Source organism: Paramagnetospirillum magneticum AMB-1 (assembly GCF_000009985.1).
Classification (GTDB): domain Bacteria; phylum Pseudomonadota; class Alphaproteobacteria; order Rhodospirillales; family Magnetospirillaceae; genus Phaeospirillum; species Phaeospirillum magneticum.
Window position 1 is genome coordinate 1281553 of record NC_007626.1, and the last position, 12282, is coordinate 1293834.

The window sequence follows — 12282 nt, forward strand, 5'->3', positions numbered from 1 at the left end:
GGCCACGCTTTCCAAGCAATGCTTTCGCCTTTACGGCATGGTAAGGGTGCCGGGTGGACACTGAAGCTTGGCTTTCGGGTGGGGCGAGGAGATCTTTTTTTATGCGTAAGACGTTCCGTAAGCTTGGTCCGTTCGTCTCGGCCCGGCGCGAAGTTTCCGAATCCGGTCTGCCCGGCGCGTCGTCGGCTCAGACGGCCTCGCCGTCCTATCGCCTTGCCTTCGAGGACGTGGATTTCCTGCTGCGCCAGGATCTGCGGCCGATCCGGCTGCAACTGGAACTGCTGAAGCCCGAACTGCTGCAGCAGCAGCACGGCATCAAGTCGACGGTGGCGGTATTCGGCTCGGCGCGCATTCCCTCGCCCGAACGCGCCCAATCCGTGCTGGGCCTGGCCGAGGAGGAGGCGCGCAACCGCCCCAAGGACCGTCAGGCGGCCCGGCGGCTGGCCGTGGCCCGGCGCATGGTGGCCAACAGCCGCTATTACGAGGAGGCCCGGCGCTTCGCCCGCATCGTCACCAGTACCTGCGCCGGCGAGCATGTCTGTGATTTCGTGGTCAAGACCGGCGGCGGTCCCGGCATCATGGAGGCCGCCAATCGCGGCGCTGACGACATCGGCGGCAAGTCCATCGGGCTGAACATCGTGCTGCCCATGGAGCAGGAGCCCAATTCCTACATCACGCCGGATTTGTGCTTCCGCTTCCACTATTTCGCCATCCGCAAGATGCACTTCCTGACGCGCTCAAAGGCGCTGGTTGTGTTTCCCGGCGGCTTCGGCACCCTGGACGAATTGTTCGAGGCCGCGACCCTGATCCAGACCGGCAAGATCGAACCGATTCCCATCCTGCTGTTCGGCCGCGAATACTGGGAACGGGTGATCAATATCGATGCCATGATCAACGAAGGCATGGTCGCTCCCGAGGACAAGAGCATCTTCACCTTCGTGGAAACCGCCGAGGAAGCCTGGAACTATATCGCCGACTTCTATCGCCTGCCCAAATAGGGTCGGGACCCGATTTACAATCCCATACGTAGGTCTACGATCGAGGCGTGTTGCAGATCCCTGGGGAGGGATGGGCCGCCGCCTCGATCCGCCGCCCAATCGGCAGGCAGATCGGGGCGGTGATACTTCCGGTTTCAGGCCGGGGGCTGGAACCGGGTGGGGATCAGCCGGCGCAGATATTTCCCCGTGACGGCCCGGAACCGGGGGCTGTGGATGCAGATTCCTCCCAGAAGGCCGACAAAGCTTCCCAGACAGGTATCGATGAACCGCGACTGGATCAGTTCCGCCGCCGATCCCTGCCCCATGGTGGCGGCTTCGGCCAGCAGGATGGTCAGCGGGGTGATCAGGACCACCGCGAAGGCGTAGTGGCGGACGATCGCGGTCTCGATGGCGAAGGTCAGCAGCATCATGGTGACGGCGATGCCCCAGTTGTTCAGCGGCAGCGACAAGAGGCCCCAGGCCAGGAGCATGCCCAGTCCGGTCCCGACGATGCGATGGATCTGGCGGTTCCAGACCGCCCGCAGCGAGGTGCCCTGGATGACCGCCAGGCAGCTGACCGGCACCCAATAGGCTTTTTCCAGGTGCAGGACCTGGGCCAGGGCCAGCGAGGCTCCGACAAAGGCGCCGATGACCACGGAATCGAAGATGACGAAGTCGAAGCTGGCCGGCGGCAGGGGCTCGATCGGCGCGGCGGGGCGCAGGCGGAGCATCTCCAGGCTGTAGAAAAAGGCGATCAGGCTGGCCAGCAGGGCGCCCATGCTCAGCAGGCCGACCATCAGGGGGATCTGCAGCAGCTCGACCGGGGAATAGGCGCCGATCGAGGCCGCCATGATGAAGAACAGGCTGCCGGGAACGCCGACGCGATAGTACCGACACAGCATGGTGGTCAGAATGGCGATGAACACCAGAACCGGCATCATCAGCACGGGGATGAGGTGGCTCATCATCCCCAGGGTGTAACAGGCGATCATGGCGAAGGCCGAGGCCATCAGCAGCACCATGCGGTGGTACAGCGGCGTCGGCGGCAGATAGAGGAACACCATGCCGCCCAGGGACGACACCATGCCGTAATCGAGGCGATCGAAAGAGCAGCCCACCAGGAGCGGCAGCCCCGATGCCAGGGCGGCGGCAAGCGGCATCTGCCAGGACCGGTCGCTGGGATGGATGGTGGTGAAGTGGCGCAGTTCCTCGGAAAGAAGCCTCAGGAACCGATTCCATGGGGGCATCATCGTCACCGTTCCAGCGCTTCCTCGAAATAGTGCAGGGTGCGGACGCGCAGCGTGTGCTTCAGGCCGTCGTCCTCGCGGCCGCCGAACTCTCCGTACAGGTCGCCGGCCATGGAAAAGAACAGGCCGAGCAGGGCGGGGTCGAAGTGGCTGCCGCGTCCGGCGGCCATGATGGCGGTGGCCTGGGCGACGGGGAAGGCCTCCTTGTAGGGGCGCTTGGAGGTCAGGGCGTCGAACACGTCGGCAATGGCGAAGATGCGGGCGGCCAGCGGAATCTGATCGCCGGCCAGCCCGGCCATGTAGCCGCTGCCGTCATATTTCTCGTGGTGGTGGCCGACCACGGCGGCGGCATCCTTCAGCCAGGCGAAGCGCTGGACCAGATCCAGGCCGTGGGTGATGTGGGTCTTCATGATGGCGAATTCGGCATCGTCCAGCTTGCCCGGCTTGAGCAGGATGGCATCGGGAATGGCCAGCTTGCCCACGTCGTGCAGGAAGGCGCCCTTGAGCAGCGAACGGATATGGGCCGCGTCCAGGCGGAGAGCCTCGGCCAGGCGCAGGGCGTAGAGGGTGACGCGGTAATTGTGGCTGCTGGTGTCGCTGTCGCGCTTGGCGATGGCGTTGCCCAGCATCTCGATGGCGCCCAGATTGGCGTGGAGCAGGGAGCGCGAGCGCTCCACCAGCGAGCGGTTCAGGCGCTTGATCACCGGAAACAGCAGGCCCGAGGTGGCCAGGACCGAGAGGATCACCAGGATCGAGGTGCGCAGTCCCGCCCGGCTGGCGCCGGCGACGCGGATGCGCGACACATGGTAGACACCCTCGAAATAGCCCAGCCGGCTGTTGTCGGGCGCGGTGAGGCCGGTCAGCACCAGCAGGTAGAGCTCGCCGCCGACGATGTGCTTGGTGTACCAGGTCTCGCCCGGCTCGGGGAAAACGTGGCGGGAGCGGTCGACCGCCTGGGCGAGCATGCCGTTGTCCTCGGCCATGGCCTCGGCCAGGGCGGTTTTCTCGGCGGTATAGATCTCCGCCCCAGCGAAATGATCGGCGGCGCCGCGCCGTTCCTTCAGGAAGGCGGAAAGGCGGGCCTTGACCTCGGTCCGGGTGGTGGAATCCAGCCGCGGCGGAAGCTGCGTCGACAGGGTGCGGGCTTGCTCGACCGCTTCCTCGACGAAGGGGGCGTCGATGCGCCGCATCTCGTAGATAAAGGTCGCGGCGCCCAGGATGATGGCGATGGCCAGCCCGCCGACGCCCAGGCGCAGGGCCAACTGGCGGTTCAGCGAGGCCTCGGCGGGCATGGGACTCAGGCCTTCTTGCCCAGGTCGGGCAGGAAGCCATTCATGGTGGTGACGTCGGGCGGAGCCGGCGCGGCGGCGGCGTCCTGGGCCTCGGCCCCGGCGGCCTTGGCGGCGGCGAGGCTGGCCATGGCGGCATCGAGGGAGGGATTGGCTTCCGGCTGCTTCATCTCGCGGCGCAGGGCCCCCAGCTTGGCATCCACCTTCTGGATCACCTCGCGGTCCTCGTTCAGCGCCTTGGTCCAGTCGGCGCGGTCCTTGCGCAGCGTCTCTTCCATGGTTTCGAGACGCTTGATGAAAGGTTCGGTCAGTTCGTTGAATTTGTTGGCGTTGGAGGTTTCCATGGCGATCTTGATCTTCTCGATTTCCTCGATCAGATCACGCTTGATCCAGCGGCTTTTCTTGTCGAGATCCTCGGTCATCTTGGTGAGGCGTTCGTCCACCTCGGAATTGATCTGGATCTTCAACTCATAGGCATTCTTCACCAACTGGGCCATGTACATGAGCAGGCCACCGCCCACGACCAGGATCACTCCCGCCGCAAGGCTGATGATGAGGACGGTCGACATGCTCATGAAAGGAAACCGCCACGGTCGGAGAAAAAGGCGTATCCGACAATGTCGTTGAATCTCCTGCATGATGCAAGCCCGCCGCCGGTTGTGGACGGTGACGTTGATGTTGCTTTGGGCTCGGGCGGGGTGCCAAAGTGGTCAGACCGGTTGTCCCGTTACGAGTCGCTCTCCATGTCTTCCGCCGTCAGCCAGCGTTCCGCCAGGGCCTCTTTGGCCTTTTCCTGTGCCGGGCACGCCTATGCCCATATCTTCGAGCCCATCTTCTTCATCGTCGCCCTGTTTCTGCCCGCCGAGACGGGGCTGAGCTACGAGGAGGTGCTGGCGCTGATCGTGGCGGGCAAGCTGCTCTACGGCCTGCCGGCGCCCCTGGCCGGGTGGCTGGGCGACCGCTGGAGCACCGTGGGCATGATGGCCGTCTATTTCATTGGCTTAGGCGCCGCGGCCATCGCCGTCGGCCTGTCCCACGGGCCGGTGATGCTGGCCGTCGCCTTGGGCTTCATGGGGCTGTTCGGCTCCATCTACCATCCGGTGGGCATTTCCTGGCTGGTCCGCAACGCCGTGGACAAGGGCAAGGCCATCGGCCTGAACGGCGTGTTCGGCGGCGTCGGTCCCGCCCTGGCCGGTGTGGTGGCGGGCGGGCTGATCGCCCTGTCGGGCTGGCGCGCCGCCTTCATCTTGCCGGGCATGGTGGTTCTGGGCACCGGCCTGCTGTTCCTGGTCATGGTGGCCAGGGGCGTGGTGGTGGAGAACAAGCAGGACCGCAAGCCCGAGCCGGTGGCCGATCGGGGCGAGACCGTGCGGGCCGGCATCGTGCTGTCGGTGACCATGCTGTGCGCCGGTCTGGTCTATCAGGCCACCCAGCCGTCGCTGCCCAAGCTGTTCGAGGAGCGCCTGGGCGAGTTCGGTCTTTGGGCCGCGGCGGGCGGCGTGACGGTGGTTTATCTGCTGGCCGGTCTGACTCAGATTCTGGCCGGTCATCTGGCCGACCGCATCAGCCCCAAGCGCATCTACCTGCTGGCCGCGCTGATCCAGGTGCCGCTGCTGCTGGGCCTTGCCCATGCCAGCGGCCCGGGCCTGCTGCTGGTGGCGGTGCTGGCGGTCAGCTTCAACATGGCGGGCATTCCCGCCGAGAACCTGCTGCTGTCGCGCTATACCCCGGCCAAATGGCGCGGCACCGCTTTCGGCCTCAAATTCGTCCTGTCCTTCGGGGTCTCGGGCCTGGGGGTGCCCATGGTGTCGCTGATCCGCGGGGCTGGCGGCGGCTTCGAGACGGTGTTCACCGTCCTGGCCGTCTCCGCCGGTCTGGTGGCCCTGGCCGCCTGGCAATTGCCGGGAGAGCGGGGCCGCACGGCGGTGCCGGCGGCGGCGGAGTAGGGGGCATCCGTCAGTCCACCTTGCCCTGGGGCAGCAGGTTGCGGTCGAACAGGCTGATCAGATCCTCGCCCGAGACCGGGCGGCTGATCAGGTAGCCCTGGACCTCGTCGCAGCCCTTGGAGCGCAGGAACTCGGCCTGCTCCGGAGTCTCGACACCCTCGGCGATGGCCTTGAGCTTGAGGTTGTGGGCCAGATTGATGATGGTGGAGACGATCTCCGCGCCATCCTCGGTGACCTTGGACTGGCCGTCGAAGATGTCGTTGACGAAGGAGCGGTCCACCTTCAGCGCGTCGATGGGCATGCGCTTCAGATAGGACAGGCTGGAATAGCCGGTGCCGAAATCGTCGATGGAGATGCGCACACCCATGGCGCGCAGCGACTTCAGCACGGCCACCACCTCGTCGACCCGCTGCATCAGCACGGTCTCGGTCAGTTCCAGTTCCAGATACTGGGGCGGCAGGCCGGTTTCGCGCAGGGCGCGGGCCACCACTTCCGGCACGTCGGTCTCGACGAATTGCTGGGCCGAGACGTTGACGGCGATGCGCACCGGCGGCAGGCCCAGGTCCATCCAATGCTTGCACTGGCGACAGGCGGTGCGCAGCACCCATTCGCCGATATCCGAGATCACTCCCATGGCCTCGGCCAGGGGGATGAAGTCCACCGGCGAGACCAGGCCCATTTCGGGATGATGCCAGCGGACCAGCGCCTCGACGCCTGACATGCGTCCGTCCTCGGAATCCACCTTGACCTGATAGACCAGACGGAACTCCTCGCGGGTCAGGGCGTGGCGCAGCGAGGATTCCATGGTCAGGCGCTCGAACGAGCGGGCATTCATGGCCGCCGTGTAAAGCTGGTAGCTGTTGCGTCCCAGATCCTTGGCCCGGTACATGGCGGTATCGGCATTCTTGATCAGCGCCTCGACGGTGGTGCCGTCCTCGGGATAGACGGCGATGCCGATGGAGGTGGTGACATAAAGCTCGTTGTCGTCCACCAGGAAGGGCTGCTTGACGTGGGCGATGACCCGCTCGGCCAGCTTGGCCACGTCTTCCAGGTGGTCCAGCTCGGGCAGCAGGACGGTGAATTCGTCGCCGCCCAGGCGCGCCACCGTGTCGCCTTCGCGGACGCAATGGCTGATGCGGGCCGCCGTTTCCACCAGAACCTGATCGCCGACGCCGTGGCCCAGGGAATCGTTGATGCGCTTGAACAGGTCGAGGTCGAGGAACATGATCGCCAGTTGCTGGCCGTGGCGATGGGCGTTGGCGATGGCGATCTGCAGGCGGTCGGTGAACAGCCGCCGGTTGGGCAGGGCGGTCAGGACGTCGAAATACGCCAGGTTCTTGATCCGCTCCTCGGTCTTCTTGCGCTCGGTGATGTCGCTGAAGATGGCGGCGTACTGGGTGATATCGCCGGTATCGTCGCGGATGACGTTGATGGTCAGCCACTCGGGGTAGATCTCGCCGTTCTTGCGGCGGTTCCAGATCTCGCCCTGCCAGTAATCCTGGGCTTCCAGCACCGTGTACATGTGCTTGTAGAAGGTCTCGTCATGATGGCCGGACTTCAGCACATTGGGATTCTTGCCGATGATTTCCTCGGCGGTGTATCCGGTCATGTGGGTGAAGGCGGGATTGACGAACTCGATCTTCTGGGTCGAGTCGACGATCATGATGCCGTCCAGCGAGGCCTCAATCACCTTGCGGGCCAGATTGAGGTCCTTGCGCGAGCGCAGCAGGGCGGCGTCGCGCTCCTTCAGCGCCTCGTCCAGGCGGTGGACGTATTCGTATTGCAGGGTGGCCAGGATGTCCGAGAAGGACAGCAGGCCGACCAGTTCGCCGTCCATCCTGGTGATGCCGATGTGGCGGATATGCTTTTGCTCGAGCATGGCGCGCGCCGCCAGCAGCGAGTCTTCCTCGGTGATGGTCAGCAGCGGCCGGCTGGCCACCTCGCCCACGGTGGCGGGGATGGGGCCGGTTCCGGCGATCAGGCGTAGCACGTCTCGCTCGGTGATGATGCCGGGAGGCAGGTCGCCTTCGCCCAGCACGATGGCGGCGTCGGCACGGGCATTGCGCAATTGGGTGACGGCCTGGGCCAGGCTGGCATCGTTGGGAATGGTGACCATGGGGCGCGAGATGGCCGAGCGCACCGGGCGCAGCACCAGGAAGTGCTCGACGCCATGGCCGAGGATGACGTCACTCTGGCTGACGATGCCCATGGCCTCGCCGGCCTCGTCGACCACCACGAAATGGCGCACGCCCTCCAGCTTGAAGCGCATGCCGGTATCGCCAATGGTGCTGCCGGTGCGGATGGTCTTGACCGGCGTGCTCATCACGTCGGAGATGGGGCGCTGGAACGCCTGCGGGTCGGCGATATTGATGGCCAGGGCGTCGCGCTCGGTCCAGATGCCGACCGGCTTGCCGTCCTCGACCACCACGATGGACGAGCAATGGGCGGCCGCCATGGCCTGGGCGGCTTCGAGGATCGTGGACGCGGGAGAACAGTTGAGCAGGGTCTTCTGTACGATGCGGTCAATGGTCTGGTCGGATGACACGGAAGATTTATCCTGACTTGAAACAAGCGCCCGGCGGCCAGTTTCCCCCAACTCGGCGGGTGGCGCAACTCCCCAGGGGGATGCGGGCCGCCGTAAAACCATGGTCATAGCGCCCCGTCTCGGCTAGAGTGCCCAAGGGTGTTCGGGTCGTTGTCCCGTAATAGAAAGGCGGATTCGCATCGATGTCGGATTCTGCGAATGGTCATCATGGCAGGAATGCCCAGGAAGTCGTTGAACAGCTGCGGCTGGAATTCGTCGATGAGTTGACGGAAACCCTGCAAGCCCTCGACGTGGAGATGGACGCCGTCCGTAATGGACGGGGTGATATACGCAAGCTGGTCACCGATTGCCGCCGCGCCGCCGTCCAGTTTCGGGGCCAGGCTTCCAATTACGCCATGCACAGGCTGGCCACGGTGGCCCACCGGCTGGAGGAATACCTGGCCAACACTCCGGAAGTGGCGCCGCCCCGCATGTGGGACGACCTCTCCGGCTATTTTGATCTGATGAGCCGCATGGCCCAGGGCCAGGCCGCCGATACCGACCCCGCCGCGCTGGTACGCTCCTTGCCGGTCAAGCTTGGCTTCGATCTGGGCGACATCGAAATCCGCAACGTGGAAGTGCTGCTGGTGATGCCCCATGGCGCCCAGACTCGCTTTGTCGAGCGCGAGCTGCAGCAATGCGGCTACCGAGTGTCGCTGATGGCCGATTCCCTTCGCGCCTTCGCCATGGTGGTGGAGACCAAGCCCGATCTTGTCATCATCTCGGCCATGATGCCCGACCTGGAAGGCATCGATCTCGCCATGGCCCTGTCGGCCATGCCCAGCACCCGCAACATCCCCCTGGCGGTGATCACCAGCCTGGACAAGGACGACGACATCCTCAAGCTGTTGCCCAAGAGGATTCCCGTGCTGTTCAAGGGCGCCACCTTCGCCGACGACCTGTTCAAGGCGCTGGACAACCTGTTCCTGATCTAGGTTACCGCATCGCCTCGCCGAGGAAGCCGAACATCCGTTGGGCGGATTCCTCGGTGACGGATCTGTCGTGGTGATAGGTGACCTGGCTGCCCCGGACCGTGGTCCTGGAATGGCCGTCCAACTGGCGGCAATCCCAGCAATGGGTGGCGTCGGGAAACAGGTGCCAGTCCACCGGCGCCCCCGCAGCCCTTGCGGCTTCGAGAGGCGGCAGGCAGTCGTCGGCCGGGGTCTCGGTGTCTTGACCGCCCATCAGCACCAGCAGCGGAACCGTCACGTCCGGGCCGGCGATGTCGAAGGCCGAGGTGAAGCGCGGCCGGATGGTGAAGCAGCCGGGATACATGGAAACCACGGCGCGGAAGCCCTCGCCCTCGGCCAGCGCTTCCGCCCACGAGGCGCGCGAGGCCAGCAGGCCGACCATGGCGCCCCATGACCAGCCAGCCAGCCCGACCCGCCTGGCATCCACATAAGGCAGAGCGCGCAGATGGCGGGCGGCCTGGAAGGCATCGCGGACGCCCCGGGCGAAAACCAGTCCGTTCCTGGGGCCAAAGCAGACGGAATCGACTCCGCGCTGGTTCAGGGCATCTATCAGCAGGACCACATAGCCTTTTTCAACTGCGCGCCGCGCCCAGTCCAGCATGGAGAGATTGGTGCGGCCGCGCTGCCCCAGCCCGCCGCACTGGTGAAACAGGACGAGAGCGGGAAACGGGCCGGGGCCATCGGGCTTGAACAGCGCCATGCCCGGAACCGCCGTCTCGGTCAGGGGTGAGGGGGCGGCGGGAAAGCTTAGGTCGGGAGCCTGGATGGCGGCGGCACGCAACTCCTCCGGCGGAGGAACCTCCACAGCCAGGGCGGAGGCACCCCAGCCGAGGAGGACGGCGATCAGCAGCCTTCCGATCATTCTAGCTTTCCGCCCCCTGGTCGCTGCGCATGGAGACCATGAACTGGTGAACCTCGCGGTCGAGGGCCTGGGCCTCCGAGGTCAGCCGCTTGGCGATGCCCTGGACGGAATCGGCGCTGCTTCCCGCCGAGGCGGTGGCGGCGGCCAATGACCCCATGGCGGAGGAGACCTCCTGGGTGCCCGCCGAGGCCTGCTGGACGTTGCGGGCGATCTCGGCCGTGGCGGCGCCCTGTTCCTCGACGGCGGCCGCAATGGCTCCGGCAATTTCATTGATGCGGCCGATAGTGGCGGCAATGGAGGCGATGGCATCCACCGCCTCCCTGGTGCGGGCCTGGACGGTGTTGACCTGATTATAGATTTCGTCGGTGGCCTTGGCGGTCTGGGTGGCGAGGTGCTTGACCTCTCCCGCCACCACCGCGAACCCTTTTCCCGCCTCTCCGGCGCGGGCCGCCTCGATGGTGGCATTGAGCGCCAGCAGATTGGTCTGGCCGGCAATATCGTTGATCAGGGTCACCACCTCGCCGATGTGACCCGCCGCCTCGGCCAATCCCTGGACCAGGGCATTGGTCCGCTCGGCCTCGGCCACCGCTCGGCCCGAGGTGTCGGAGGATTCGTGCACCTGACGGGAAATCTCGCTGATGGAAGCCGACAGTTGCTCGGCCGCCGCCGCGACGGTGGCGACGTTGCCCGAGGCCTGTTCGGCGGAGGAGGCGGCGGCTCCGGCCTTGGCTCCGGCCTCGCCCACCGCGCCCGAGACGATGGCGGCGGCGCTTTCCATTTCCCCCACCGCCTGGACCACCACGTCGGTGACCCGCTTGATGGAGCTTTCGATGTCGTCGGCCAGTTGCAGGCGGGCCTGCTTGCGCTGAATGCTGGCCGTCCGATAGCTCTCCTGCTGGGCGGCACGGGCTTCGGCGGCGCTGGCCGCCTCGTCGCGCAGCACGGCGACGGCGGCGATCAGGAGGCCGATCTCATCCTTGCGCTCGGTCTTTTCCACCTGGGCGGAATAGTCCTGACGGGCCAGCCGCTGCGCCACCTCGGCCAGGCGCCGCAGCGGTGCCGCGATGTCACGGGACAAGACGGTGACCAGACCCAGGGCCACCAGGCAGACCACCAGGGCGATGCCGGCGAAGCGAAGGGCGGCGGCGTTGAAGGCGGTGTCGATGTCGTCGATATAGATGCCGGTCCCGACCATCAGTTTCCACGGCGCATGGGACAAGGCGACCGAAACCTTGGGGACGGGGGCGTCGGATCCGGGGCGGGGGAATTTGTAGAATTCCACCGCCCGGCCGGTCTTCGACCCCTCGATCATGCCGCGGATATAGGCCTTGCCGTCGGCGTCCTTGCTGTCGATGAAATTCTTGCCCTCCCGCTCGGGCCGGACGGGATGCAGCACATTGACGCCGTCGAAATCGTAGATGAAGAAGTATTCATCGCCCTGGTAGCGCAGGGGGCGAAGGGTCTCGATGGCCTGGGCCTTGGCGGTGGCCTCGTCGAACTCACCCGCCTTGGCGCGGTCATGGAAGGATTTGAGGGTGCCCCGCGCCACTTCGGCCAGGGCGGCGACCTTCTCGATGCGGTCGTTCAGCATGGATTGCCGCAACTGGGTCAGCGCCACCGCGGACAGAATGGCGAATCCCACCAGCGCCAGGACGGCGGTGGTCATCAGCTTCAACAGAATCCCTGATTTTCCCAACATGGATTCCTCCTCCCCAACATTGGCTTATATCGCCATTGGCTAAAGAGTAATCCTGTCGGCCTATAACTTCCAGCGGTGAACGATCAGGTCGTTCAGCCGGGATGACGCCGGGCGATCATGTTGATGGCCCGCATGCTGAGCACCGTTTCGGCCTTGTGGTTGAGCACCTCGATGAACGAGGTCACCACGCCGCGATCAGGCTTGGACTTGGAGGCCACGGCGTTTTCGATGGTGACCCTCACCGACAGGCTGTCGCCGGGGCGCACCGGGCGCACCCAGCGCAGCTCGTCCACGCCGGGCGAGGCCAGGCTGGCGCATTTGGTCAGGTAATGCTCGGCGTAAAGCCGCATCATCAGGCCGCAGGTTTGCCAGCCGCTGGCGATCAGGCCGCCGAAGATGGTGTCCTTGGCCGCCACCGGATTGGTGTGGAAGTCCTGGGGGTCATAGCGCTTGGCAAAGGCGATGACCTCGTCCTCCTCCACCGTGATGGAGCCGAACTCGTGCACGGCGCCGGGCACGTAATCCTCGAACCAGCGGTCGGTGATGGGGGAGGCGAAGGTCATCGGATCTCCTATGTCCACATGCTTTGTCCGGTGCCGGACAAAGCAGCCCTCATGCGGCGGGCGGGCGCCTCCGCGCCCTTGCCTTCCGCGCCATAAGGCGCGCGGCCCCTTGGGCCTAACCAAAGTGCGATGAGATAGGCTCGT

General features: G+C 65.5%; 10 protein-coding genes. 3 read left to right on the forward strand and 7 right to left on the reverse strand.

Annotation, left to right across the window (positions count from 1 at the left end; genetic code table 11):
- Window positions 1-101: 101 nt before the first annotated feature.
- Window positions 102-998 (forward strand): LOG family protein, encoded by an 897-nt coding sequence (locus AMB_RS06140; RefSeq protein ID WP_043743578.1) that lies wholly within the window; start codon window positions 102-104, stop codon window positions 996-998.
- Window positions 999-1132: 134 nt separating this feature from the next.
- Here AMB_RS06140 and AMB_RS06145 read toward each other — a convergent pair whose 3' ends face one another.
- The 3 genes from AMB_RS06145 to AMB_RS06155 are packed head-to-tail and all read right to left on the reverse strand — an operon-like array spanning window position 1133 to window position 4088.
- Window positions 1133-2227 carry an FUSC family protein gene (locus AMB_RS06145; RefSeq protein ID WP_011383622.1) on the reverse strand — a complete coding sequence of 365 codons (1095 nt, stop codon included), beginning with the start codon at window positions 2225-2227 and terminating at the stop codon, window positions 1133-1135.
- Between the two features lie 2 nt (window positions 2228-2229).
- Complete coding sequence (locus tag AMB_RS06150; protein WP_011383623.1) at window positions 2230-3516, reverse strand: HD-GYP domain-containing protein; 1287 nt, start codon at window positions 3514-3516, stop codon at window positions 2230-2232.
- Between the two features lie 5 nt (window positions 3517-3521).
- Entirely contained in the window at window positions 3522-4088 is a 567-nt protein-coding gene (locus AMB_RS06155; protein ID WP_231848998.1) for a hypothetical protein, read from the reverse strand.
- Window positions 4089-4256: 168 nt separating this feature from the next.
- Between AMB_RS06155 and AMB_RS06160 the strand changes: the two genes are divergently transcribed.
- Window positions 4257-5459 carry an MFS transporter gene (locus AMB_RS06160; protein ID WP_011383625.1) on the forward strand — a complete coding sequence of 401 codons (1203 nt, stop codon included), beginning with the start codon at window positions 4257-4259 and terminating at the stop codon, window positions 5457-5459.
- 10 nt (window positions 5460-5469) lie between these two features.
- Here the strand turns inward: AMB_RS06160 and AMB_RS06165 are convergent, their stop codons facing one another.
- Entirely contained in the window at window positions 5470-8004 is a 2535-nt protein-coding gene (locus AMB_RS06165; protein ID WP_043743581.1) for an EAL domain-containing protein, read from the reverse strand.
- A 182-nt stretch (window positions 8005-8186) separates the two neighbouring features.
- Between AMB_RS06165 and AMB_RS06170 the strand changes: the two genes are divergently transcribed.
- Window positions 8187-8978 (forward strand): response regulator, encoded by a 792-nt coding sequence (locus AMB_RS06170; RefSeq protein WP_011383627.1) that lies wholly within the window; start codon window positions 8187-8189, stop codon window positions 8976-8978.
- Between the two features lies 1 nt (window position 8979).
- Here the strand turns inward: AMB_RS06170 and AMB_RS06175 are convergent, their stop codons facing one another.
- The 3 genes from AMB_RS06175 to AMB_RS06185 form a co-directional block, all read right to left on the reverse strand.
- Complete coding sequence (locus AMB_RS06175; RefSeq protein ID WP_011383628.1) at window positions 8980-9876, reverse strand: dienelactone hydrolase family protein; 897 nt, start codon at window positions 9874-9876, stop codon at window positions 8980-8982.
- A gap of 1 nt (window position 9877) precedes the next feature.
- Window positions 9878-11575, reverse strand: a complete 1698-nt coding sequence (locus tag AMB_RS06180; RefSeq protein WP_011383629.1) for a methyl-accepting chemotaxis protein — start codon at window positions 11573-11575, stop codon at window positions 9878-9880.
- A 92-nt stretch (window positions 11576-11667) separates the two neighbouring features.
- A complete protein-coding gene (locus tag AMB_RS06185; RefSeq protein WP_011383630.1) occupies window positions 11668-12138 on the reverse strand; it encodes a MaoC family dehydratase in 471 nt (156 codons plus the stop codon).
- Between the last annotated feature and the right edge of the window lie 144 nt (window positions 12139-12282).